Below are 24,127 nucleotides of genomic sequence, written 5' to 3'. Positions count from 1 at the left end.
GTACTTCCCACTGCAGAGAATCGCGCGGTCAATACCAGGAAGAGGGCGCCGAGTCAGCGAAAATGGTAGGGATGCACACTTCTCCTCACCCTCGGACCCATCGCCACCCAGTTCTGCTGGGACTGCTGGAGGCACTGCGAATCGACCTCATCGCCGTTCCCGCGGCCTTCGTCATCGCCACCGTCTTCTGGATCATCGGACTCGGCTCACAGCTGCCGTACTCGATCATCCCGGAGTGGGCGTTCGCCCTGTGGGGCGTCGTCCACGGACTGAGCGTGTCGACGATGGGCTTCGACTTCTCTCTGGCACCGAGCCTGGTCACGTTGGGCGTGTGGTTCTTCTTCGCCGCCGGTGCCAAACGGTTGGTCGTGCGCTTCACAGAAGCAGATCCCGATGACGCCGATGGCCTGGACACATCCTGGTGGAAGCAGATCCTCGTCGCGTTGGCGACCTACATCCTCGCCTATGCCGTGCCGCTGAGCGTATTGGCCCTTGTGGTGGGGGAGGGGACGCTGGCACCATGGGGCTTTCTCCGACTTGCCCTCATGCTGCTGTCCGCCTCGGCTGCCGGCTTCCTGTGGGTCCGCGGCGTCGACGACATTCCACGATTGCAGGATCTCGACAGCGAGGTGTGGGACGCCGGGGCCCATCTGGTCAAGAGACTGCTCTGGGGAGCCGCGTTCCTCTCGGTCCTCGTCATCGCCGTCGGCATCGTGCTGAGGTGGGACGAATTGGCCCAATCGCTGCAGGGTTACAGCTCCCCGCTGTCTGCCGGTGTGGGTCTGCTGGTCATTCAGATTCTCTTCGCCCCGGGAATCCTCTTCGCCTCATTGTCCTGGATCGCAGGCACAGGCGTGAGCGTGGGAGACGGGGCCCTGAGCTCGGTGTTCCATGCTGCGCCAGGACCAGTCCCGCACGTTCCGGTGCTCCAGCTGCTCGTCGGCAACTACCCAGAGTGGACGAACGCAGCGCCGGTGCTGCTTGTATTGCTCGGAATCCTCAGCGTCATCCTCGGGCGAGATCATGCCCGTCTGGTGATGCTGGCTTCATGGCCCGGGCTGGCCACTGCAGCAGTCAAGCTCTTCGTCGTGCTCCAGGTCCTTGCGATCTTCGCTCAAGGCGCCATGGGCCCCGTGGGCCTTGCGACGTTCGGACCCTCGCCACTGACCTCTGCGCTCGTCATCACCGCATGGGTGGCGCTGGGGATGGCCGGAGGGCTGCTCCTGACCAGGCTCTCGGATATGCAGGCCGGAACCAGGGCCGCCGATGAGGAAGACGGTTTCGCCGACGAGCCCTTCGGCCACATCGCCGATGAACGAAGCGCCGACTATTCAGACGAAGACTGAGCAGGCTGACAGAGGATTCGGTCAGCGGAGGCCTCAGTTCGTTCCTGGCAGTTCCTGGCCGGTCAGCTGCTTGAACCAATCACCGAGGCCGGTCTGATATTCCGTGGTGCAGGAGAGCTGGGCCTGCTGCGTGATGGCATCGCGCACGCACTCCTCATACTTCGACTGGACCGGCCAGAGGACAACGGACGACAGCGTCGAGAAGATGAGGTAGAGGCTGAGCAGGCCGCCCAGAATGCCCAGGGACATGTTGCGCTTCTGCTTCGTCCTGACCACGGCGATGATGTAGCGAATCGACCACACGATGGCGGCAATGGCGAATGCGATCGCCGCGACTTTGAACGGAAGCGGATACGTGAACGTCAGGACCGAGGCGAGGATCAGCAGGATCAGGACTAAGCCGTGTCGAGCGGGCGCGGCCTGCTTCTCCTCTTCGGGAGTGGGCGCGCTTTTCTCTTCAGTATTGTTTGGTGACGTCACAGCAATAGTTTGTCACAGTCCACTGACAAAAGCCTTGACGGAGGTCAGCGTCCGCGTTGTTTCGGCCCGCGACCGACAGCAGATGATTCAAACGTTAGAATGGGACCGTGCGCATCGTTCTTCTGGCATCCGGCTCGGGTACCCTCACGCAGGCAGTCATCGACGCATTCGCCGAATCGGAGCGTGGAGTCGAGATCGTCGGGGTCGGTTCTGACTCGCAGACGGCGGGTGTACTCGACCGGGCGAAAGCCCACTCGATCCCCACTTTCGTCGTGCGACCCAAGGACTGCGCGAGTCGCGAGGACTGGAACCTCCACCTGCGCGATGCCGTCGCAGACCTATCGCCGGATTGGGTGATCTCTGCAGGATTCATGCGGATCCTCGGCCCGGATTTCATCGCCGCCTTTCACAACCGGATCATCAACACACACCCGGCTCTGCTGCCGGCGTTCCCCGGTGCCCACGGAGTCCGTGATGCGCTGGCCCACGGTGTGCGTATCACCGGAGGCACCATCCACCTCGTCGACTCCGGGGTCGATACGGGCCCGATCATCACCCAGTTCGCGGTTCCCGTCAGCGACGCGGACACGGAAGACACGGTGCACGAACGCATCAAAACCCAGGAAAGAGCCGAGCTCGTCCGCCTCCTGACCCACCTCGCCCATAACGACCTCATCATCGATGGACGGCATGTCAGCGGATATGCCACCTCGGCGTCCCCAGCCTGACCCACTTACCAACCGCACGAAACGGCAATCGAGCCTTCAAGGAGGACTTGTGACAGGAACCCGCGCGATCAAGAGAGCGCTCGTCAGCGTCTATGACAAATCGGGATTGGAGGACCTGGCCCGCGGACTGCAAGCCGCCGGTGTGCAGATCGTGTCCACCGGTTCGACAGCAGCGAAGATCGCCGAGGCGGGCGCTGCGGTCACGAAGGTCGAAGAGCTGACAGGATTCCCCGAATGCCTGGAAGGCCGTGTGAAGACACTGCACCCGCGAGTCCACGCCGGCATCCTCGCAGATTCGCGCAAGCCGGATCACATGAGCCAGCTCGACGAGCTCGAGATCGAGCCCTTCGACCTCGTCATCGTCAACCTCTACCCCTTCGCCGAAACCGTGGCCAGCGGAGCCGGATTCGACGACTGTGTCGAGCAGATCGACATCGGTGGACCCTCCATGGTGCGGGCGGCGGCGAAGAATCACCCGAGCGTCTCCGTCATCACTGATCCCAGCGATTACCCCGCTGTCATCGAAGCGGCACAGGGACAGGGCTTCGATCTCGACGCCAGGCGAGGCTTCGCCGCCCGCGCATTCGCCCACACCGCTGCCTATGACACGGCCGTTGCTTCCTGGTTCGCCTCCGAACTCACTTCCGGTGTACAGGAGGCAGAGGCCGAGGATGCAGCCTCGACCGCGGGCAAGTCCGCTTTCGCCGGTGTGACTGGGGAGAAGCTGAGGGACCTGCGCTACGGCGAGAACCCTCATCAGGCAGCGGCAGTGTATTCCGATGGCACCCGTGGAATCGCCGGTGCGAAGCTGTTGGGCGGCAAGGCGATGTCCTACAACAACTACACGGACACAGATGCTGCGATCCGCGCGGCCTTCGACTTCGACCGTCCGGCAGTGGCGATCATCAAGCACGCCAACCCCTGCGGGATCGCCGTGGCTGATACTGCGGCAGCCGCACACAAGGCAGCCCACGAATGCGACTCCCTGTCCGCCTATGGCGGAGTCATCGCGACCAACCGCGAGGTCGACGCCGAGCTGGCTGCCTCGATCAAGCCGATCTTCACCGAGTGCCTTGCCGCACCCTCGTTCTCTGCCGAAGCACTGGAGCTGCTGTCGAGCAAGAAGAACCTGCGCCTGCTCGAACTCGGCGACATCGACTTCGCACCCGCGGAGATCAAACCGATCACCGGCGGATTCCTCGTCCAGGACCGGGATGCGTTCCAGGCCGACGGTGATGCCCCGGAGAACTGGACCCTGGCCGCAGGCGCAGCCGCGACGCCCGAGGTTCTGGCCGATCTGGAATTCGCGTGGAAGGCCTGCCGTGCAGTGAAGTCCAACGCCATTCTCGTGGCCAAGGACGGCGCGTCCGTGGGCGTAGGCATGGGCCAGGTCAATCGAGTCGACTCGGCGAAGCTGGCCGTCGAACGTGCAGGGGAGGAGAGGGCCACCGGTGCAGTGGCAGCCTCTGATGCCTTCTTCCCCTTCGCCGACGGACTGCAGATCCTCATCGATGCCGGTATCGGCGCGATTGTGCAGCCGGGTGGCTCGATCCGCGATGATGAGGTCGTCGAAGCGGCTGACAAGGCGGGGATCACCATGTACCTGACCGGGAGTCGCCATTTCTTCCACTGAGAAGACGAGGGCCCACCCACCACGCCATGCCAGGCGTGGGCGAGGCCCGATCGCCAAGCGCTGGATCTATTGGAAGCGGCGCTACTCGAACCCCGTACTTCGCGATTGGGCTCTCCTGGGCTGTCTGCTGGGCATCTTGATTGCGGCCGCATGCACCATCATCGACTTCCGTCTCGGCGCGATCGTCATGGCCGTCGTGCCGGCGGGGCTGGCGACGATGCGTGCGATGCCCCCGCCCTGGGACGAGGTCTGGACCAACCGATCGAAGAGCGTTGACATCGGAACGGGCTTGTTCTTCGCCCTGGTTCTCGTGGCGTTGGCGTTCGTTGTTCCGGAGTCACGCTGAAGCTGCTGGCAGTCGAAATACGGTTACTTTGTGCATTCCCTGAGAAACCCGAAGGTTCGGTTACACCAAAGCAGAATAAGTGGCAGGGTGAGTGGTGTAAGAAGGTTCGAAAGGACCTTTTCCATTGAAGGGAGACAGTATGGGACTCGACGATCTTACAAACAAAGCCAAGGACGCCGTGAATAGCGACAAGGGTGAAGAGTTCAGCGATCAGGGTCTTGATAAGGCTACTGACTTCGCCAATGACAAGACCGGCGGCAAGTTCGAAGACCAGATCAACCAGGGTCGCGACGGAGTCGACGGAAAACTTGGCAACGACTGACTTTTAAATCCATCGCCGCGTCTGGCATGGAGAAGCGCCGAGGTGAATGTATTTTCACCTCGGCGCTTCATCTATGTCTGCGGGCCGGCGAACCGGATGGTTGGCAGCCCGGCAGCCCGGAAGTCCGGCAGCCCGACAGTCGGACGAAAGTGCGCGAGTGGGTCTCTCCGCGTCGTGGCAGTCTCAGCCGAGCTTTTCGATGGGGGCATAGCGCAGCAGGAGGCGCTTCGTTCCCAGGGAGCCGAAGTCGACGACCGCTACTGTCTTGTCTCCGACGCCGTTGACCTCTGTCACGGTGCCGAGGCCGAAGGACTCGTGTGAGACCTTCTCGCCCACCGACACGGTGATGACCTCTCGGTTGGGTCGGATCCGATTCGGGAAACCAGCCACAGGAGACGAGGAGTTCGCGGACCCTGAGCGTGAGCGAGACGAACCGCCCGTTGCCCGTGAGGAACCGAATCCGCCGCCGCTCGAGCCGCTGTAGCCATGGCCGCCACCGCCGTAGCCGCCGGACGAGAAGCCGCCGCCGAGGCTGGATGAGAAGCTGCCGGTGTTCTCCCATTCGATGAGGTTCTCGGGAATCTCGGCGAGGAACCGGCTCGGCGGGTTGTACTGCGGCTGACCCCACATGCTGCGCGTCTCCGCGCGAGTGACGATCAGACGCTGCCGGGCTCGGGTCAGACCCACATAGGCAAGACGACGTTCTTCTGAGAGCTCATTGGGATTCTCGAAGGAACGAGCATGCGGGAAGCCTCCGTCCTCGAGGCCGGTGAGGAAGACGACCGGGAACTCCAGACCCTTCGCTGTGTGCAGGGTCATGAGCGTGACCTGTCCCAGTTCGGCATCGGGGATCTGATCCGTGTCGGAGGCCAGTGCTACTTGCTCGAGGAAAGCCTCGATCGACGAATTGCCGGCCGCAGCACTCGCTGGACTCTGCACATCCGCATCGTCCTCGGTGCTCCCACCGTCAGCTTGGGCTTCGCCCTCAGTGTCGGCTTCATCAGCGTCATCACCCGTTGCAGCGAGGGCCTGCGTGGCGACGAAGTCTTCGGCCACGGCCACGAGCTCAGCGAGGTTGTCGACACGCGACTCGTCCTGTGGGTCCGTGCTCTTCTGCAGTGACTCGAGGTAACCGCTCTGCTCGAGAATCGCCTCGATGACGCGCGACAGCGGGGCAGCCTCGGCGGTGGCTGCCAGATCTCGCATGAGGTCGTAGAACTTCGACACGGAGGTCTTCGCCCGGGCAGACAGATGGACGATCTCATCAAGACGCCCCAGCGCCGTGTAGAAGCTGATGCCCTCACGATCGGCGAAGTCCGCGACGATGCCCTCGGTACGGTCACCGATGGAGCGTTTGGGGACGTTGAGGATGCGGCGCAGGTTCACATCGTCATCTGGATTGGCGACCACGCGCAGATACGCGAGGGCATCCTTGATCTCCTTGCGCTCGTAGAATCGTGTGCCGCCGACGACCTTGTACGGGATGCCCGAGCGCACCAGAGCATCCTCAATGGCGCGGGACTGAGCATTGGTGCGGTAGAAGACGGCGAGGTCACCATAGGTGTACTTCTCGTCGTCGATGAGCTCATCGACCCGGTCGACGATGAAACGGGCCTCCGACTGTTCGTTCTCCGCTACCCAGCCGACGATGGATTCGCCCGTGCCTTCCGAGGTCCACAGCTTCTTGTCCTTGCGGTCCTGATTATTCGAAATCACAGCGTTCGCAGCATCGAGGATGTTCTGCGTGGAGCGATAGTTCTGCTCCAGCAGAATCGTCTCCGCATCGGGGAAGTCCTTCTCGAACTCCACGATGTTGCGCACGGTCGCCCCACGGAAGGCGTAGATCGACTGGTCTGCGTCACCGACGACGGTCAGCTCGGCGCCGGTGGCGCCACCGGCGCCGTCGCCGGCCAGGGACTTGATGAGAGCGTATTGAGCCGGGTTCGTGTCCTGGTACTCGTCGACGAGGATGTGCCGGAACCGTCTGCGGTAGAAATCGGCCACTTCGGGGAAGGCGCCGAAGAGATGAACGGTCTCGGCAATGAGGTCATCGAAGTCGAAGGCATTGGCCAGACGCAGACGAGAGGTGTAGCGCCTGAACACATCGGCGAGGACCTCATCGGCGGGGTTATTCGGCCGGGGAGTGAAGTCATCCGGCGTCTGCAGGTCGTTCTTGAGATTGGAGATCCGGTGCAGCATCGACCGAGGCGTGTACTTCTTCGTGTCGATGCCGAGTTCCTTGAGGATCTGGGACACGAGCCGCTGAGCATCCTGGGCATCGTAGATCGTGAAGTTGGTCTTCATGCCCAGCACTTTGGCCTCACGGCGGAGGATGCGCACACATGAGGAGTGGAAGGTCGAGACCCACATCGCTCGCGAAGCCGGTCCGACGATGGAGCGCACGCGCTCAGCCATCTCCTTGGCCGCCTTGTTGGTGAACGTGATCGCCAGGACCTCGCCGGGGTGTGCCCGACCGGTGGCCAGGGCATAGGCGATGCGCCTGGTCAGCACGGTCGTCTTACCCGAACCGGCACCCGCCACGATGAGGAGCGGTGAACCCGTATGGGCAACGGCCTCGCGCTGTCGCGGGTTGAGTCCGGTGAGGAGTTCGGCCGCACGTGAGTCGGCTCCCGGAGTGGCTTCTTCGATGTTTTCAGCTGCAGCAGTCATGTCCGGATCAACGATACCGTCAGCGACTGACGCAGAGAAAAGGGCAGTCAGATAGGCAGAGAAAAAGCTCCGCCAGCGGCCCGGACCAAATGCACGGGTCGCCGGCGGAGCCGGAATCGTCTGGGACGAGAACCTCAGTGGACGAAGACGGCCACCAGCACGTTGATGATCGCTCCGGCGAAGACCAGGTGAGCCATCGTCGCCGAGGGATTCTTCACCGCGCTCGCCACGGCTGTGTCGGCGTCGCCTCCGGCCGGGGCAGCACCCGCAGCCGGTGCGGAGGCGAAGGCCTTCTGCTTCTTATTGCCGATGAATGCGAAGACGGTGACGAGAATCGCAATGAGGAGCTTGATGCCGAGCTTCATGTGGTTGACTTCGCCATCGCCCATCTCTGCCAGACCCATCAGCAGAAGCCCGGTGATCAGCTGAAGATAGGCGCCGTGCAGCATGCCGGGAGCAACTTTGGGAGAGCGGATGAGGGTGAAATATCCGCCCACGATGATCGCCATTCCGATCAGATGCAGGGCCACTAGAATCTCGCGAAGAATTTCCATACGGTTCATCGTAGTGGCATGATGGTGTCTCGTGAGCGCGGGCCCTCAACTGGTGCACGCTGTTCCGCCCTGGTGTAATGGCAGCACGCCGGCCTTTGGAGCCGTGTGGTATAGGTTCGAATCCTATGGGCGGAGCTGGCCCAATCCGACTTGCGAAGGATTCAACACATGTCGCAGACCAGACCCATCGCCGTCATCGTTCTGGCCGCTGGCCAGGGCACCCGTATGAAGTCGACCCTGCCGAAGGTGCTGCACCCGATCGGCGGTCGTTCCCTGCTCCACCACTCGATCGCGGCAGCGGCAGGAGCCACTCCCGAACACTTAGTCGTCGTCGTCAGGCACGAACGCGATCAGCTCGTCTCCCATCTGGACTCACTGCCGATCAGTTCGACGCAGACTGTGCTCATCGCCGATCAGGATGAGATTCCCGGCACCGGCCGCGCCACCGAATGTGCGCTGACCCAGTTGCCCGACGATCTCTCCGGCACCGTGGTCGTGACCTATGGCGACGTGCCCCTGCTGACTGCTGACACGATCAACAGCCTCGTCGAGGTCCACGAGTCCTCACACAATGCCGTCACGGTCCTGTCCGCCGAGGTGGACGATCCCACTGGCTACGGACGCATCGTCCGCGACGCCTCCGGAGCCCTGCTGCGCATCGTCGAGCAGAAGGACGCCAGCGACGACCAGCGCAGCATCCGGGAGATCAACTCCGGCATCTACGCCTTCGACGCCTCGGCGCTGAGGGACGGTCTCGCCTCACTGACTACGGACAATGCGCAGGGTGAGAAGTACCTCACCGACGTCATCGGATTCTCTCGCGAGGCAGGTCAGTCCGTCGCCGCCACCGCCACCCAGGATCTCTGGCAGGTCGAGGGCGCCAACGACCGCGTGCAGCTGGCCAATCTCGGCAAGGAGCTCAACCGCCGCGTCTGCGAGAAGTGGATGCGTGCCGGCGTGAGCATCATCGACCCAGACACCACGTGGATCGACATGGACGTGTCCCTGGGTGAGGACGTCACGATCCTTCCCGGAGTCCAGCTCCTGGGTGCCACCGACATCGGCACCGGTGCCGTCGTCGGCCCCGACTCAACTCTCAAGGACACCGAGGTGGGTGCCGGGGCACAGGTCGTGCGCACCCATTCGGAACTGGCCATTGTGGGAGCCTGCGCCACAGTCGGACCGTTCGCATACCTGCGACCTGGGACCAACCTCGGCGAGGATGGAAAGATCGGCACCTTCGTGGAGACGAAGAACGCTGACATCGGACGGGCCGCGAAGGTGCCGCACCTGTCCTACGTCGGCGATGCTGAGATCGGCGAGGGTTCCAACATCGGTGCCGCATCGGTCTTCGTCAACTACGACGGTGTCGAAAAGCACCGCACCGTCGTCGGAAAGCACGCACGCATGGGCTCGGACAACATGTACGTTGCCCCTGTCACGGTAGGCGACGGCGCCTACTCCGGTGCGAGCACAACGGTGCGCAAAGATGTCCCTGCGGGAGCGCTTGCCATAACCGTGGCGCCACAGCGTAACCTGGAGGGCTGGGTCGTCAGCAACCGCCCCGGCACACCTGCAGCGCAGGCAGCCGAGGCCGCATCTGAAGGGGAACCGGCAAGTGAATGAAATTACGACGGCGGGCGAAAAGAAGCTCGTCCTGGTCAGCGGGCGCGCGAACAATGAGCTCGCTGAACAAGTCGCTGAGAACCTGGGGACGGAACTTCTCCCCACTGACATTTACAACTTTGCCAATGGAGAGATCTACGTCCGGTTCTCCGAATCGGTCCGCGGCTGTGACGTCTTCGTCCTCCAGTCGCACTGTGCACCGATCAACGAATGGCTGATGGAACAGCTCATCATGGTCGACGCACTCAAACGTGCTTCGGCCAAGCGGATCACGGTCATCGCACCGTTCTTCCCCTACGCGAGGCAGGACAAGAAGCATCGCGGACGTGAGCCTATCTCGGCTCGCCTCGTGGCCGACCTGTACAAGACGGCCGGTGCCGACCGCATCATCACCGTGGACCTGCACACCGCGCAGATCCAGGGCTACTTCGACGGACCGGTCGACCACCTCATCGCGATGCCGATCCTCGCCGGCTACGTCAAGGACAAGTACCCGACCGAGCTGGCAGTGGTCTCACCCGACGCCGGCCGCATCAAGGTCGCCGAGAACTGGTCGAACTCCCTGGGCGGAGTGCCGCTGGCATTCATCCACAAGACTCGCGACATCACACGACCGAATGAGACCAAGGCCAACCGCGTCGTCGGTGAGGTCGAGGGCCGAACCTGTGTCCTCGTCGATGACATGATCGACACGGGCGGGACCATCGTTCAGGCCGCCGACGCCTGCATGGCCGCCGGAGCCACCGGAGTCATCGTCGTCTCGACACACGCAGTGTTCTCCGGACCGGCCGTCGAGCGCCTGTCGAACTCCGTGGCGCAGGAGGTCATCGTGACGAACACGCTGCCGCTGACCGAGGACAAGATGTTCGACAAGCTCACCGTGCTCTCGATCGCCCCGCTGATCGCCCGCGCCGTGCACGAGGTCTTCGAGGACGGATCGGTCACCAGTCTCTTCGAGGTCTGAGCCACCTTCCGCGATAGCTTCATCCGAATCGAACCCCGAGCCGATCTTCAGGCTCGGGGTTCGATCTGTCTCATCGGAAGCATCGCCTGCCGGGGCTCGACCGACGCTCTACACTGGAGACAACCGAGTGAAGGGAACCGTGACGATGTCGTCCCATGATTACAACCGGTACCGGGTCAGCGTCTCCGGCGGGGAACTGTCCGTCGGCGTCTGGGAGCCTGTGGCCTACGGGCCGGGCCGGGTTCCCACCATATGCGTCATCCACGGCATCACCTCGAATCATCTGTTCTTCGCCGGTCTGGTCGCAGGACTTCCCGGGGTGCGCATCATCGGGCCCGACCTGCGCGGACGTGCTGACTCCCGTCTGCTGGGCCCACCGTTCGGGATGAGGGCCCATGCCGAAGACGTCCTCGTCGCCATCAACACCTTCGCCGAGCCTGGGCCTGTCACTCTGGTCGGACATTCCATGGGCGGGTTCGTCGCCATGACCTTGGCCGGTATGGGCGCAGGTGTCGATTCCGACGCCGAGGTGGCCGATCGTTTCCGTGGCCCCGTCCTCATCGACGGAGGACTTCCCCTGCCGGTGCCGCGGGTCGGAGAAGACGAGGTCCCCGGGGCACTCGATGATCTCAACGACCATGATCTCGACACCGACGACCTCATCGCCGCGGTGCTCGGACCCGCGTCTGAACGGCTGTCGATGTCATTCGGGTCGGTCGAAGAGTACCTTGCATTCTTCGCCGCTCATCCTGCCTTCGTCGACGGCCTCGACACCGTGGCCTCGGAGAGCTTCGTCTACGATCTCGCGGCCAAAGACGATCACAGCTTCCAACCCTCGACGTCGATCGAGGCGATGCAGGCCGACTCGGCGGACATGTACACCGGCGGTGCCTTCCGTAACGCGCTCGCCCAGATCATGAGCAGCCAGCGGCGCCAGGCCGAGGTGACGTTCCTCTTCGCCGAGCGTGACCTCATCGCATCCGAGCCCGGTCTCTACCCACCGGAACTCGTCGCCTCCTACCAGCAGCGGTGGGAGGATCTGACCGTCGTCGAGGTGCCCGGTACGAACCATTACGACATCCTGCTCACGGAGTCAGGCATCGACGCCTGCGCCGAGGCCGTGACCGCCCGACTTGGCGCCACCGACGACGGTGGCATAGAATCGTAGGGTTGCCTCGGCGAGGGAAACACATGTTTCCGTTATCGACGCGGTCCTGACCCACAGCGCTGACCGGCCCTTCGGAGCCGAATTGAGACAGCGACAGTGCGGTTGAAGGCTGTTTCGCCGTGGTGCTTGCAAGATAAGTTCACCACGAAGGAGAGAAAATGGCTGACTTCAAACTCATCGCCGAACCCCGCAACGAATTCGGCAAGGGCGCTGCCCGTCGGACCCGCCGCGCAGGACGCATCCCTGCAGTCGTCTACGGACACGGCGGAGATCCTGTGCACATCTCGATTGACGGCCACGCCACCATGATGGCCCTCAAGCACGCCAACGCCCTCTTCGAGATCGAAAGCACCGACGGTGCCAAGAACGTTCTCGCAATCGCTCGCGACGTGCAGACCGACCCGGTCACCCGTCAGATCGAGCACCTTGACCTGATCATCGTCAAGCGCGGCGAAAAGGTCGAGGTCGACGTTCCTGTCCACATCATCGGCGAAGCCGCTCCCGGCACCATGGTGCAGCAGGAAGAGTCGACGCTCCTCATCAAGGCAGACGCCACCAAGCTGCCTGAGTACATCGAGGTCACCGTTGACGGGCGCGCCGCCGGCGAGCACGTTCTGGCCGGACAGATCGAATTGGCCTCGGGCGTCGAGCTCGCTGCCGATACCGAACTTCTCGTCGTCAACGTCTCGGAAGAGGCCGAGATGGACACCGAGTCGGATGCAGATGAGACCGACGAAGAGTCGACCGACGAGTCGACCGAGGAAGCGGCAGAGGAGAAGTCCGAGGACGAGTGACCTCGACTTCTTCCGTCTGCGCCCAGCTTCTGGGCACAGCCTGAGATGTGAATTCGGTGGGTCGTTGAAGAGACGGCCCACCGAATTCGTTCTGTGAGCACATAGAGTGCAAGAGTTCCTGGCTGATCGGGTGGTCTCGATGAGCAGCGAGAGAGAATGAGCGAAGGACGACGATGACGAACGAAGCATGGCTGGTCTTCGGCTTGGGCAATCCCGGCCCCAAATACGAATCGACGAGACACAACATCGGGCAGATGGTCATTGCCGAACTCGCACATCGCATCGGCGTCAATCTGACACGGACCAAACTGCGCTCCAACGTCGGCACATCTCGACTGCCCACAGGTTCAGTCCCCGGAGTTCCCGGGCCGCGAGTGGTGCTCGCGACATCGACGGGGTTTATGAACGAATCCGGTGGGCCGGTCAGGCAGCTCGCCGATTTCTACTCGATCGACACCGATCGGATCATCGCCGTCCACGACGATGTGGACATCGCCTTCGACACGATCAAGGCCAAGGTCGGTGGGGGAGAGGGCGGACACAACGGACTTCGCTCGATGACCTCTGCGCTGGGGACGAAGAACTATCCCCGCATCCGCGCCGGCGTCGGCCGGCCCATGGGACGTCAGGACACCGCGGACTACGTGCTCAAGCCCTTCTCGAAGGACGAACGCGCCACGCTGCCGATCTTCATCTCGGATATCGCAGACGCCGTCGAGATGTACATCGTCGACGGCCTCGAGAAGGTGCAGCTCAAATACCACTCAAAATGAGGATGGCGGTCACCGCTGAGGGATAGGTCACCGCTCGGCGGCAGGTCGCTTCTCAGTCGCGGAGCCCGGACGCTTGCGGTGGATGAGCCAGGCGGCGAGGATGCCTCCCGCGAAGCCGAACAGATGCCCCTGCCATGAGATCCCGTTGTCCTGCGGCAGCAGTCCGAAGATCATGGATGCGCCGTAGGTGATGAAGACGAAGAACCCGATGGCGAAGTAGACGATCTTGCGGAGCACATCCTCGGTGAACCAGGTGCGCACAGCCAGGTAGGCGAAGAAGCCGAACACGATGCCCGAGGCGCCGACGACGTGCTGGCCCACCGGCAGCGTCGTCAGCCAGGCACCGAGCCCGGAGACGACGGCAGTGATGACGGTGACGAGCCAGAAGCGGCGTGCCCCCTCGACGGCGATGCACAGCCCGAGGATGAGGAAGGGGAACGTGTTGGCCATGAGGTGCCCGAATCCCGAGTGCAGGAGGGGAGACGTCACCACTCCGTAGAGGGACAGCGGGGTCCAGGAGGCCAGACTGAACATGTCGAGATCGACCGGCAGGATGGTGTCGACGATCTCAATGGCCCACATGATCGCCAGCAGGACGAGCACAGGGACGAAGCGTGAGAGCCGGTGATCGCGGCTGACAGTGGTCCGCAGATTGGCGACTTTGGGCTGGCCTGCGGGTGGGCGGCCGCCTGACCTGGGCGAATCGGGGGTTGTTGAACCGTTGCCGAAGATGAACTGGGATTCTTCGGGGGTGAAGCGAGGGGACTGGTTGGAACTCATGTCCCAATTGTCGGTGATGAAGCTTGGAGAACCCCGAAGAATCGGGGCCTGCGGGCAATCGTGTCCGATCCGTTAGTCCCGTTACAGTCTTGAGATCTCCGGTGCCTCAGTCCACGGTTGTGCTGCCGATGCGTTCCTTGTCCTCGTTCACGGCTTCGACGACGATCCGGGAACCGGCAGGGGTGATGTCGGCCGCGGTTTCAAACCCCGTGCGATCGACGACTGCGGTCTCCTCGAGCTGCTCCTCGCTGTCGCCGCTGAGGATGCGCCAGGCCTTGACATCGCTGGCTCCGTTCCAGCTCATGTGCACTCGTGTGATGCCCTCACCGGGCTCGGATTTCGTCGCGGTGGGCGGTGCTGACGGAGTCGCCTGCCAGTCGAAGCGATAGGCCCTGTAGTTCGATCCGCCCGTGAAAGTGGCATCGTAGAGCAGCTTGCCATCGTTGGTGAACTCCGAGAAGTACGGTTCGGAGCCCCAGCCGATGACTACATTGCCGTTGTCGAGTTCCTGCAGATTGCCCTGGCTTCCCGATGAGCGATCATCGGGGGCCGGGTACTCGGTGTCGACGCTGGCCTTGTGCGCTTCCTCATCGACGTCGAGGCGCAGGCCTCTGGTATCGCCGAGGCGGGGTGCAGCATGGTTGTCGAAGAGGGTGATCATGCCGTCGTCGCGGCGGACGGCGTCATGCTGCCAGGCGAAGGCAGCTCCCTCGCCCATCTCGAAGTCGCTGGCAGACCCACCCAGCACCCAGTTCACGTCGGCGCTCTTGCGATCGAGCTGATAGATCGCATGTGTGTTGCGGGCGGAGACGAGCAGCGAATCACCACCGTCGTCGACGGACACCGAGTTCAGATGGATGTAGTCGAAGGGCTCCTCTTCGGTGCCTTCGCCGTCCTTGAGCGTCGACTGCGTCTGGTCGACGGGAACGTCGTCGAGTGATCGCCATTCGACAACGGGATCACCGGAGGCGATGTCGACCTCCTGGGCCACTCCTTCCCAGGCCCAGCCGTCCTTCGCGCCGCCGACGGAGCTGAGGTCTGTCTGCGTCTTGATATAGGACAGGAGGAGCATCGTTCCGTCGTCTGTGATCGTCGTCTCGTGCAGATCGGCGGTTTTGTGGGCGAGGTCCCCGCCCATGCCGACACGTGCGATCTCGTTGTAGCTGTCGTCGAGCATGACGACCTCGCCAGCTGTTTCGGGCGTCTCTGCCATTCCCTCCCACCAGGTGAGGACAGGTTCGTTCCTGTACTCCTGCACCCGCAGGTCCCACATCTGGCCCGATCCCTGTCGGATCCAGACCGGTTCTCCGTCTGAGTCGAGGATGAGTCCGCCGACCCAGGATTCCCCGTCATCGGCGGTCTGTCCCTTGGGGGCGAGGAACGTCTCGAGGTCTTTGTCTTCCTCGGGCTGCTGTGAGCTGACGGCGATGTCGATCTTCGGCGGGTTCAAGTCGGGCCGGGTATGGAAATCCCAGCGTTCGGGTTGGGGGACTTCCTCTTCAGCGGTGCATCCTGACAGGAACAGCGTCGCGGCCGCCGCAGTCGCGAACAGAGTGCGATAGGACATGACCTCATCTTCACACGTTTCCACGAAGAGTGGTCAGAGCTCGGTCGCCGCCGTTTCTCGTGTCAGGTCTGTGGCTTAGAATTGCATGGTGCTCAACGGACTCGATCTCACACGCCAGAACTCCACCATCACTGACCTCGTCGGAGCGTTCAACGACCCGGAGACAGCAGGCGGGACGATCGATGCGATCAGGGGTCTGTGGCCATCGATCCTGCGCCGAACTTTGGTGGCCGGCGACAACGATCCGTCCACCTCGGCGCCGCAGCTCATCGTCACGGCCACCACGCGTGAGGCAGAAGACCTGGCGCGGGCGCTGGCGGACTGGGTTCCGGAGGAATCGATCGCGATCTTCCCCAGCTGGGAGACCCTCCCACACGAAAAGCTCTCACCTCGGTCTGACACCGTCGGGCAGCGTCTGCAGATTCTGCACCGCCTGGCCCACCCGAGCCCGGACCGGCACCTGGCCTTCATCATCGCCCCTGTCCGCGCATTCCTGCAGCCGCTGGTCAAGGGCCTCGGCGACATCGAGCCGGTGGAGTTGGCCGTCGGCGACGAGTACGAGATCGACCAACTGTCCCACCGCCTGACCGAACTTGCGTACTCACGCGTGGACATGGTCTCCCGCCGAGGCGAATTCGCCGTCCGCGGTGGCATCGTCGATATCTTCCCTCCGACGGAGGATCATGCGCTGCGCATCGAATTCTTCGGTGACGAGATCGATGAGATCCGCGAGTTCTCCGTCAGCGACCAGAGATCCATTCCCGCCGAGGCGGAGGCGCAACCGCTGAAGCTCTCGGCTCCACCCTGCCGGGAGCTCCTGCTCACCGACTCAATCCGGGAGCGAGCGGCCACGCTGTCGCCGACGCTGCCGGCAGCAACGGACATGCTCGACAAGATCGCTGGTGGAATCGCCGTCGAAGGCATGGAATCACTCTCGGCGGTGCTGGCAGACGGCATGGAGCCGATTATCGCGCTGCTGCCCGAATCCACGAAGATCATCATCACCGAACCCGAACGTGTGCACGCCAGGGCCGCCGACCTCGTCGTGACGACGAACGAATTCCTCGAAGCTGCATGGTCAGGAGCCGCAGCCGGCGGCGAATCCCCGATCGACCTCTCCGCCGCGACCTTCCGGACCATGGAAGAGATGGAAGAAGGCGCTCGCCTCATCGGCTTGGCCTGGTGGGAGCTCGGCGGATTCGCCACCGACGAAGAGCTCGTCTCACCCGCGGAGAATCTGTTCTCCGTTCCGGCTCGCGCACCTCGGGGATATGCCGGTGACGTCGAGGCGATCCTCACCGATGTCAAGGGGCTCATCCACGACAGGTGGCGCATCCTCGTGCTCACCGAAGGGCAGGGACCGGGCCAGCGGATGGTCGAGGTCTTCTCGGAGGCTGGGGTGCCCGCGACCTTCGTCGACGACCCGACGGACATCGCCGATGCTCTGGTGACCGTCACCACGGCCGCGCCCTTCGGAGGATTCGTCTTCGACGACCTCAAACTGGCCGTGCTCACCGAAGCCGATGTGCTCGGTCGCGCGGCAGCCACCTCGACGAGGGACATGCGGCGCCTGCCCACCCGGCGCAAACGCAACCAGGTGGACCCGCTCAACCTGGCGCCCGGGGACTTCGTCGTCCACGACCAGCACGGCGTCGGCAAGTTCATCGAGATGACCCAGCGCACCACCGGCAAGGGTGCGAACAAGCACACCCGCGAATACCTCATCGTCGAATACGCCCCGGCCAAACGCGGTCAGCCCGGCGACCGACTGTACGTGCCCAGCGATGCCCTCGACCAGGTCAGCCGCTACGTCGGTGGGGAGAGCCCGACCCTGAACAAGATGGGCGGCTCCGACTGGTCGACGACGAAAGCCAAGGCCAGGAAGGCGGTCAAGGAGATCGCCGGAGAACTCGTCCGCCTCTATTCGGCCCGACAGGCCACCGTCGGCCACACCTATGGCCCGGACACACCATGGCAGCGCGAACTCGAAGACGCCTTCCACTACGTGGAGACCGCCGACCAGCTCACGACCATCGACGAGGTCAAGGGCGATATGGAGAAGGCAGTCCCAATGGACCGTCTGATCTGCGGCGACGTCGGCTACGGAAAGACCGAGATCGCAGTCCGAGCAGCATTCAAGGCGATCCAGGACGGCAAGCAGGTCGCTGTGCTGGTGCCCACGACTCTGCTCGTCCAGCAGCACTTCGAAACCTTCGCCGAACGCTACTCGGGCTTCCCCGTCACCGTCGGTGCGCTCTCTCGGTTCCAGACGAAGAAGGAATCGGACAAGGTCGTCGAAGATCTGGCTGCTGGCAAGCTCGACCTCGTCATCGGCACGCACCGCCTGCTCAGCGGCGAGGTGAGGTTCAAGAGCCTGGGCCTGGTCATCATCGACGAGGAGCAGCGCTTCGGCGTCGAACACAAGGAGACGCTCAAGGCGATGCGCACGAACGTCGACGTGCTCGCGATGTCGGCAACGCCTATCCCGAGGACCCTGGAGATGGCCGTGACCGGCATCCGTGAGATGTCGACCTTGGCCACCCCGCCCGAGGAGCGCCATCCGGTGCTGACCTACGTGGGTAAGAAGGAGGATAAGCAGATCAAGGCCGCGATCCGTCGTGAACTCATGCGCGAGGGTCAGGTCTTCTACATCCACAACAGAGTCAAGGACATCGAATCCGTGGCCGGCCACATCGCCGAACTCGTTCCCGAGGCCAGGATTGCGATTGCCCACGGAAAGATGAACGAACAGCGCCTGGAGCAGGTCATCGTCGACTTCTGGGAGAAGAAGTTCGACGTGCTCGTGTGCACGACGATCGTCGAGACCGGCATCGACATCTCCAACGCCAACACGCTCATCATCGATCACGCTGATCGCTTCGGTCTGTCCCAGCTGCACCAGCTGCGCGGCCGGGTTGGTCGAGGCAGGGAACGGGCCTACGCCTATTTCCTCTACCCGGCAGACACGACGCTCACGGAGACAGCCCACGACCGTCTGACGACGCTGGCCGCCCACACAGAGCTCGGCGCCGGCATGCAGGTGGCCATGAAGGACCTCGAGATCCGCGGTGCCGGCAACCTCCTCGGCGGACAGCAGTCCGGACAGATCGAAGGGGTCGGATTCGACCTCTACGTGCGGCTTGTGGGGGAAGCCGTTGCGAACTTCCGCGGCGAGGACACTGAGCCCGAAGCAGATATGCGCATCGAGTTGCCCGTCGACGCACACCTGCCGGCAGAGTACGTCGACCACGAACGGCTGCGGCTCGAGGCCTATCGGAAACTGGCTGCCGCGGCGAACGAGAGCGAACTGCAGGAAGTCCTCGACGAACTCGTCGACCGGTACGGGCCCTACCCGGAGGCCGTGGGTGTGCTCGCCGATGTCGCCAGACTGCGGATCCGGGCCAAAGCCTCGGGCATCAACGACATCGTCGTCCAAGGCAACTTCGTGCGCTTCGGTCCGCTCGAGCTTGAGGATTCGCAGCTCGTGCGCCTCAAACGCCTGTACCCGAAGTCTCTGCTCAAGCCCGCGATCCGGTCGGTGCTCGTGCCCAAGCCGATGACCGGAAACGGCTTCGATGCGAAGGAGATGACGGATTCCGACATCCTGCGTTGGGCCCACCAGTTCCTCGACGCGATCGTCCCAGTCGTCGTCTCAGAGGTCGTCGAAGCCGGCGTCTGAGGCCGGGGTCGGAATGCGAAGAGGCCGCAATGAGTGAACCGATCTGATCGACGCAGAACGAATCTGCACGTATTCTGAGAGTTCACATTCTTCCGCCGTTCCTGGCGTAGAGTGCGAATACGAGTACAGACGTACCGTGAGACTTAAGGAGAGACACCATGGGTTTTGACGACAAGTTCGACAACAAGACTGAAGAATTCTCCGGTAAGGCCAAGGAGACAGTCGGAGACATGACCGGCGATGACGAGCTCAAGGCTGAGGGCTCCGCGGACCAGCTCAAGGGCAAGACCAAGCAGGTCGGCGAGAAGGTCAGGGACCTCGGCAAGGACGTCAAGGACAAGTTCAGCAAGTAATGCAGAATTCGACCCCCATCGCGCCCGCGGTGGGGGTCATTCTTATTGTTCGGCCCTCGTAGTGTGTCGAGCCGTCACAGCGGTGCAGGAATCGGAAGGTGTCACGACAGTGGAGCAGGCAGAGACAACCGGCGTCATCGGCGCTCGAACTGAGGGCGCGATCGAGGCGATGGCGACACTGCGGCGCCGGTGCCCGTGGTCGAGCAGGCAAGATCACGGAAGCCTCGAGAAATATGCGCGCGAGGAGACCGAGGAGCTCATCGAAGCACTCGAAGACTACCGAGCTGATTCGAATCCGGGCCACCGAGCCGCCGTCGTCGAAGAACTCGGCGATGTCTTCTACCAGGTGCTCTTCCACTCCGCGCTGCTGGACGAGAGTGCTTCCGCCCCCTACGGGCACACGCTGGGGCTGATCATCGAAGGGCTGGAGGCAAAACTCATCCGGCGTCATCCCCTGGCCTTCGGTGAGGGCGCCAGTGATGAGCACATGGCCTCCCTCGAAGACGTCGAGGCCGAATACCGCCGGATCAAGACAGAAGAGAAACAGCAGAAAGACACGAATCAGTGAGCTTGGATCGCATCGATATCGAAGGTACATTCAACTTCCGTGACATCGGAGGATCGCCCACCTCGGCGGGGGAGTCGAGCGTCGAAAAGGGGAAAGTCTTCCGGTCCGACGGTATCGCCCAACTGACAGACAGGTCGCGGGCCGACATCAGAGCACTCGGCATCAGAACCGTCGTCGATCTGCGTGACATCGGGGAACGATCCAAGCTGCCCGACGCACTCGAGGGCCTCGACGTGGAGCACATCGAGCTGCCCATCTTCGACGATCACTTCTTCCCTGAGAAGCAGCTCAGCCGCGAGGAGATGCGAGAGGCCGCCGAGGCGACCGGAATGGATCTCTCCGATCGCTCGCTGAGTAAGATCTACGAGCTGATGATCAGTCATTTCGGAACGCGACTGGCCAAGGCCGTTGATGTCGTTGCGCGAAGCTGCGAAGGCGGAGTCGTCTTCCACTGCTCTGCCGGCAAGGACCGGACCGGCATGGTCGCCGCCTTCATCCTCGCACTCCTCGGCGTCGGGCGTCATGAGATCCTCGAGGACTACGCGATCACCTCCGAGCATCTGTCGGGAGGATTCCTCGAGAACATCACCCGGAATTTCGCCGACGCCGGCATCTCCGGCAACCTCGCGGAGACGGCAACAGCAGCCCCGCCGGAACTCATGGCGAAGATCCTTGACTCCATCGACGCAGAATATGGCGAGAACGGTGTCGAAGCCTATCTGCTCGAGCATGGAATGGATCCGGCGAGCCCGGATAAGCTGCGCGAACAGCTGTTGACGACTGCTGACAGGGAAGAGGCCGTCCGGGACTGAGAATGAGCTCGGTCCGCCGGTGCATTAAGCTGTCCTGCAGGCACATGTTCCCCATGTGAAACCAATTGCGAAGGAGTAATCAGTGGCTGAGATTGTTGCCGCAAACGCCCGTGAAATCCTGGATTCCCGGGGAAATCCCACCGTCGAGGTGGAAGTGCTGTTGGCCGACGAATCCGTCGGTCGTGCCGGTGTCCCGTCCGGTGCCTCCACCGGTGAGTTCGAAGCTGTTGAGCTGCGCGACGGAGACCCGGAACGTTACCTGGGCAAAGGCGTCACCAGTGCTGTTGACGCAGTCGTCGACGAGATCCACGAAGTCATCGTCGGCCTCGAAAGCGATGATCAGCGTCTGGTCGACCAGGCCCTGATCGAACTCGACGGAACCGAGAACAAGTCCCGCCTGGGCGCCAATGCCCTCCTGGGCACCTCGCTGGCAGTGGCTCGCGCGGCCGCGGTGTCGGCGGATCTGCCGCTCTACCGCTACCTGGGCGGGCCGAATGCCCACGTCATGCCCGTTCCCATGATGAACATCCTCAACGGTGGATCACATGCCGATTCCAACGTCGACATTCAGGAATTCATGATCGCCCCGATCGGCGCTGCCAGCTTCCACGAAGGTCTGCAGTGGAGCGTCGAGGTCTATCACGCGCTCAAGGGCGTGCTCAAGGAGCGCGGCCTGTCGACCGGGCTCGGCGATGAGGGCGGGTTCGCACCGAACCTCGACTCCAACGCCGCGGCACTCGACCTCATCCTCGAGGCCATCGAACTAGCCGGGCACCGTCCGGGCCGCGATATCGCGGTGGCACTCGATGTGGCCTCGTCCGAGTTCTACTCCGATGGTGCCTACGAGTTCGAAGGCGAGAAGAAGTCGGCGCAGGACATGGCCGCCTACTACGAGGGTCTGCTCGCCAAGTACCCGCTGGTGTCCATCGAAGATCCACTCGACGAGAACGATTGGGAAGGTTGGGCCACCCTGACCGAGTCCATCGGCTCAAAGGTTCAGCTCGTCGGCGACGATCTGTTCGTGACGAATCCCGAGCGGCTCCAGCGCGGCATCGACACGAGCACCGCCAACTCGCTGCTCGTCAAGGTCAACCAGATCGGCACCTTGACAGAGACCCTCGATGCGGTGTCGCTGGCACAGACCAACGGTTACACGACGATGATCTCGCACCGTTCAGGCGAAACCGAGGACACGACGATCGCCGACCTGGCCGTGGCAACGAACGCCGGTCAGATCAAGGCCGGTGCTCCGGCACGGTCCGAGCGCGTTGCCAAGTACAACCAGCTGCTGCGCATCGAAGAGCAGCTCGGCGACGCAGCCCGCTATGCCGGACGAGGAGCCTTCCCGCGCTTCGACGGCTGAATGGCTTCGCACCCGAGGCGGGTGTCAGGTGATCATCAATGGTCACCCGGCACCCGCCTCGGCGGCATTCATCGACAAGACCTCCTGTCGATGACAAAACCACCTGCCCCGCGCAGTTCATACAGCTGCAGAGGTTGTTCATGCGGTTGCGGGTGAGGGGTCCTGCCGCGTCTGCCGAGCGCATCCTCGGATAATCACCTCGTGCTCATGAGGATTCGTCTGATCTCTTCGAACTTCGCCTCCGTGAATAGCTCTTTCCAACTGATTCTGATGACTCGCCACCCTTGATCGCGCAGCCATTGTTCTCTGCGCCTTTCGCGTTCGAGTTCGTCACGGGGCACCCCCGAGCCGAGATACAGCTTTCCGAGTCCATCGATTTCAACGATCAACCGGGCTGCCTTGTGGCAGAAGTCGACGCGAATCCGACGTCGCAGCGAGGTCGCGTCGAACACGATTTGAGGGACGAATCCGACGAATCCGTGTTGAAAGAATCTCACCGCGGCGATCGACTCGGCGGGGGACTCGCGACGGGCATCGGCCAAGTCGAGAGCGAGTTGAACCTTCTTGGTGTTCCTGGTCTCCAAGCATTGAGCCAGCGTCGCGAGGATCTTCTCCCTCGTCGTCAGGCCTCGGTGCAGAGCGTTGTCGAACATGGAAACCGAAATATCAGGATTGTATGTGCGAGCCACATCAATGAGCGTGCGTTCGAGCGTCGTCACCTCGGTCCCGCGAACTCCCTGCCGGTGCTGCTTCGGGATCGTTACGCCCCTGACATGGATGCTCTTGAATCTGCGGTTGACTCCGGGGCGCACCACCTCCACCTGATGGGTGACGGGGTATGCAATCGGCAGGCCATGGATGAGAGCAGCGGAGATATGTGAGAACACCTCGGCCGGAGGCGTTGCCGACGACGTTCGAGTGTCTGCGGTTGACTCAGAGGAGGTGCCAGTTTCCCCCTGACGCTCCTGCTGTCCCTGCTTCTGCTGTGCCTGCTTCTGAAATCTGACTTCGCATCGTGCCATGACTGCGGCGTCGAGTTCTTCAATCTGATCGCGGATGTCTCCGTGCTCCGTGAACTCCGAATGCGTTCCCTCATCGATGCTCGCCCACAGCCTCCGGTGGTCTTCCACGGTGCAGACGTGTCTGACCGAATAGACGCCGCGAGACAACCGACGAACGCAGCAGCTTCGGGCCCGCCGAATGTCTGCGTGAGTGAATCCGAGCCGGACGATCTGTTGTGTGGTCATAATTTTGTACATGACATTAAAATGCATCAAAACAGACAACATAGCAATGAATGGCGTTAGAGATGTGTATAACCCTGTGGATAAGTCCTGTTTGAGGTGGAAGCTGGGAGGGGAGTGGTGAGCTGCGGAGCGTTGACTTCCGGAGCTTTGGAACCCGCATCTGCACCCTGCGCCCTGCACTGTGAGCGCCAAATCACCCAATAGCAACGGGAGGTTTTAGAGCCAACGGTGCCGGGAGCTGAACTAGTTGTAGGACGTAGAGGCAAAGGTGGGACGTGCACCCCCGGACGACGGACCAGTTGACGATGCGTGCGGCGATCGGCGGAGCTGCCCGCCGAGCTGCCAGGCGGATGG

Annotated in this window: 21 protein-coding genes and 1 tRNA gene; 16 read left to right on the top strand and 6 right to left on the bottom strand. The window is 62.6% G+C overall.

Translation table 11 applies throughout. From position 1 onward, the window contains the following. Positions 1 to 71: 71 nt before the first annotated feature. Positions 72 to 1,346 carry a cell division protein PerM gene (locus HU144_RS16165; RefSeq protein WP_235352201.1) on the top strand — a complete coding sequence of 425 codons (1,275 nt, stop codon included), beginning with the start codon at positions 72 to 74 and terminating at the stop codon, positions 1,344 to 1,346. Positions 1,347 to 1,379: 33 nt separating this feature from the next. Here HU144_RS16165 and HU144_RS16160 read toward each other — a convergent pair whose 3' ends face one another. Continuing rightward, positions 1,380 to 1,826, bottom strand: a complete 447-nt coding sequence (locus HU144_RS16160) for a hypothetical protein (protein ID WP_143921029.1) — start codon at positions 1,824 to 1,826, stop codon at positions 1,380 to 1,382. Positions 1,827 to 1,933: 107 nt separating this feature from the next. Between HU144_RS16160 and purN the strand changes: the two genes are divergently transcribed. The 4 genes from purN to HU144_RS16140 all read left to right on the top strand — a co-directional run bounded on the left by purN (position 1,934) and on the right by HU144_RS16140 (position 4,855). After that, entirely contained in the window at positions 1,934 to 2,554 is a 621-nt protein-coding gene (purN, locus tag HU144_RS16155; protein WP_235352200.1) for a phosphoribosylglycinamide formyltransferase, read from the top strand. A gap of 49 nt (positions 2,555 to 2,603) precedes the next feature. Further along, positions 2,604 to 4,187 (top strand): bifunctional phosphoribosylaminoimidazolecarboxamide formyltransferase/IMP cyclohydrolase, encoded by a 1,584-nt coding sequence (gene purH, locus HU144_RS16150; protein ID WP_235352199.1) that lies wholly within the window; start codon positions 2,604 to 2,606, stop codon positions 4,185 to 4,187. A gap of 136 nt (positions 4,188 to 4,323) precedes the next feature. Beyond that, a complete protein-coding gene (locus HU144_RS16145; protein ID WP_235344224.1) occupies positions 4,324 to 4,533 on the top strand; it encodes a hypothetical protein in 210 nt (69 codons plus the stop codon). Positions 4,534 to 4,672: 139 nt separating this feature from the next. Beyond that, positions 4,673 to 4,855, top strand: a complete 183-nt coding sequence (locus HU144_RS16140; RefSeq protein WP_198395104.1) for an antitoxin — start codon at positions 4,673 to 4,675, stop codon at positions 4,853 to 4,855. 183 nt (positions 4,856 to 5,038) lie between these two features. Here HU144_RS16140 and HU144_RS16135 read toward each other — a convergent pair whose 3' ends face one another. Both HU144_RS16135 and HU144_RS16130 read right to left on the bottom strand, forming a co-directional pair. Then, complete coding sequence (locus tag HU144_RS16135) at positions 5,039 to 7,525, bottom strand: UvrD-helicase domain-containing protein (RefSeq protein WP_235352198.1); 2,487 nt, start codon at positions 7,523 to 7,525, stop codon at positions 5,039 to 5,041. Positions 7,526 to 7,659: 134 nt separating this feature from the next. Beyond that, on the bottom strand, positions 7,660 to 8,079 hold the full coding sequence (locus tag HU144_RS16130) for a hypothetical protein (protein ID WP_235352197.1): 420 nt from the start codon (positions 8,077 to 8,079) through the stop codon (positions 7,660 to 7,662). 63 nt (positions 8,080 to 8,142) lie between these two features. Between HU144_RS16130 and HU144_RS16125 the strand changes: the two genes are divergently transcribed. From HU144_RS16125 to pth, 6 genes are all read left to right on the top strand, one after another. Beyond that, positions 8,143 to 8,214: transfer RNA gene (locus HU144_RS16125), tRNA-Gln, on the top strand. Between the two features lie 33 nt (positions 8,215 to 8,247). Further along, positions 8,248 to 9,705, top strand: a complete 1,458-nt coding sequence (gene glmU, locus HU144_RS16120) for a bifunctional UDP-N-acetylglucosamine diphosphorylase/glucosamine-1-phosphate N-acetyltransferase GlmU (protein ID WP_235352196.1) — start codon at positions 8,248 to 8,250, stop codon at positions 9,703 to 9,705. Then, entirely contained in the window at positions 9,698 to 10,669 is a 972-nt protein-coding gene (locus HU144_RS16115; protein WP_198395108.1) for a ribose-phosphate diphosphokinase, read from the top strand. The genes glmU and HU144_RS16115 overlap by 8 nt, the downstream gene beginning before the upstream one ends. A gap of 127 nt (positions 10,670 to 10,796) precedes the next feature. Beyond that, the gene (locus HU144_RS16110; protein WP_235352195.1) at positions 10,797 to 11,837 is read left to right on the top strand and encodes an alpha/beta fold hydrolase; all 1,041 of its coding nucleotides are present in this window, start codon (positions 10,797 to 10,799) and stop codon (positions 11,835 to 11,837) included. Between the two features lie 158 nt (positions 11,838 to 11,995). Next, on the top strand, positions 11,996 to 12,631 hold the full coding sequence (locus tag HU144_RS16105) for a 50S ribosomal protein L25/general stress protein Ctc (protein ID WP_235352194.1): 636 nt from the start codon (positions 11,996 to 11,998) through the stop codon (positions 12,629 to 12,631). A 173-nt stretch (positions 12,632 to 12,804) separates the two neighbouring features. After that, positions 12,805 to 13,404: an aminoacyl-tRNA hydrolase gene (pth, locus tag HU144_RS16100; RefSeq protein ID WP_235352193.1), complete on the top strand. Its 600-nt coding sequence runs from the start codon at positions 12,805 to 12,807 to the stop codon at positions 13,402 to 13,404. 27 nt (positions 13,405 to 13,431) lie between these two features. On the opposite strand, the gene HU144_RS16095 is transcribed toward pth, so the two are convergent. Next, entirely contained in the window at positions 13,432 to 14,184 is a 753-nt protein-coding gene (locus HU144_RS16095; protein ID WP_235352192.1) for a rhomboid family intramembrane serine protease, read from the bottom strand. Positions 14,185 to 14,290: 106 nt separating this feature from the next. Then, complete coding sequence (locus HU144_RS16090; RefSeq protein ID WP_235352191.1) at positions 14,291 to 15,751, bottom strand: arylsulfotransferase family protein; 1,461 nt, start codon at positions 15,749 to 15,751, stop codon at positions 14,291 to 14,293. 85 nt (positions 15,752 to 15,836) lie between these two features. Here HU144_RS16090 and mfd point away from each other — a divergent pair, with 85 nt between their 5' ends. The 5 genes from mfd (at position 15,837) to eno (ending at position 22,526) form a co-directional block, all read left to right on the top strand. Next, positions 15,837 to 19,430 carry a transcription-repair coupling factor gene (gene mfd / locus HU144_RS16085; RefSeq protein ID WP_235352190.1) on the top strand — a complete coding sequence of 1,198 codons (3,594 nt, stop codon included), beginning with the start codon at positions 15,837 to 15,839 and terminating at the stop codon, positions 19,428 to 19,430. 158 nt (positions 19,431 to 19,588) lie between these two features. Then, entirely contained in the window at positions 19,589 to 19,783 is a 195-nt protein-coding gene (locus tag HU144_RS16080; protein ID WP_235352189.1) for a CsbD family protein, read from the top strand. Between the two features lie 109 nt (positions 19,784 to 19,892). Next, the gene (locus HU144_RS16075) at positions 19,893 to 20,351 is read left to right on the top strand and encodes a MazG nucleotide pyrophosphohydrolase domain-containing protein (protein WP_235352188.1); all 459 of its coding nucleotides are present in this window, start codon (positions 19,893 to 19,895) and stop codon (positions 20,349 to 20,351) included. Further along, positions 20,348 to 21,163 (top strand): tyrosine-protein phosphatase, encoded by an 816-nt coding sequence (locus HU144_RS16070; protein ID WP_235352187.1) that lies wholly within the window; start codon positions 20,348 to 20,350, stop codon positions 21,161 to 21,163. Before HU144_RS16075 ends, HU144_RS16070 begins: the two co-directional genes overlap by 4 nt. Positions 21,164 to 21,245: 82 nt before the next feature. Beyond that, positions 21,246 to 22,526: a phosphopyruvate hydratase gene (gene eno, locus HU144_RS16065; protein ID WP_235352186.1), complete on the top strand. Its 1,281-nt coding sequence runs from the start codon at positions 21,246 to 21,248 to the stop codon at positions 22,524 to 22,526. Positions 22,527 to 22,720: 194 nt separating this feature from the next. On the opposite strand, the gene HU144_RS16060 is transcribed toward eno, so the two are convergent. After that, positions 22,721 to 23,773 (bottom strand): DUF559 domain-containing protein, encoded by a 1,053-nt coding sequence (locus tag HU144_RS16060; RefSeq protein WP_235352185.1) that lies wholly within the window; start codon positions 23,771 to 23,773, stop codon positions 22,721 to 22,723. Between the last annotated feature and the right edge of the window lie 354 nt (positions 23,774 to 24,127).

It is taken from the genome of Brevibacterium sp. UCMA 11752 (assembly GCF_021532235.1).
Classification (GTDB): Bacteria; Actinomycetota; Actinomycetes; order Actinomycetales; family Brevibacteriaceae; genus Brevibacterium; species Brevibacterium antiquum.
The sequence above is the reverse complement of the archived record's forward strand: the minus strand, read 5'-3'. Positions and strand labels throughout refer to the sequence as shown.

Coding starts and splice junctions, on each gene's coding strand:
- mfd (WP_235352190.1), top strand. CDS start 15,837: ATGGTGCTCAACGGACTCGATCTCACACGCCAGAACTCCACCATCACT.
- HU144_RS16060 (WP_235352185.1), bottom strand. CDS start 23,773: ATGACCACACAACAGATCGTCCGGCTCGGATTCACTCACGCAGACATT.
- HU144_RS16090 (WP_235352191.1), bottom strand. CDS start 15,751: ATGTCCTATCGCACTCTGTTCGCGACTGCGGCGGCCGCGACGCTGTTC.
- HU144_RS16140 (WP_198395104.1), top strand. CDS start 4,673: ATGGGACTCGACGATCTTACAAACAAAGCCAAGGACGCCGTGAATAGC.
- glmU (WP_235352196.1), top strand. CDS start 8,248: ATGTCGCAGACCAGACCCATCGCCGTCATCGTTCTGGCCGCTGGCCAG.
- HU144_RS16165 (WP_235352201.1), top strand. CDS start 72: ATGCACACTTCTCCTCACCCTCGGACCCATCGCCACCCAGTTCTGCTG.
- HU144_RS16095 (WP_235352192.1), bottom strand. CDS start 14,184: ATGAGTTCCAACCAGTCCCCTCGCTTCACCCCCGAAGAATCCCAGTTC.
- HU144_RS16135 (WP_235352198.1), bottom strand. CDS start 7,525: ATGACTGCTGCAGCTGAAAACATCGAAGAAGCCACTCCGGGAGCCGAC.
- HU144_RS16080 (WP_235352189.1), top strand. CDS start 19,589: ATGGGTTTTGACGACAAGTTCGACAACAAGACTGAAGAATTCTCCGGT.
- pth (WP_235352193.1), top strand. CDS start 12,805: ATGACGAACGAAGCATGGCTGGTCTTCGGCTTGGGCAATCCCGGCCCC.
- HU144_RS16130 (WP_235352197.1), bottom strand. CDS start 8,079: ATGGAAATTCTTCGCGAGATTCTAGTGGCCCTGCATCTGATCGGAATG.
- HU144_RS16105 (WP_235352194.1), top strand. CDS start 11,996: ATGGCTGACTTCAAACTCATCGCCGAACCCCGCAACGAATTCGGCAAG.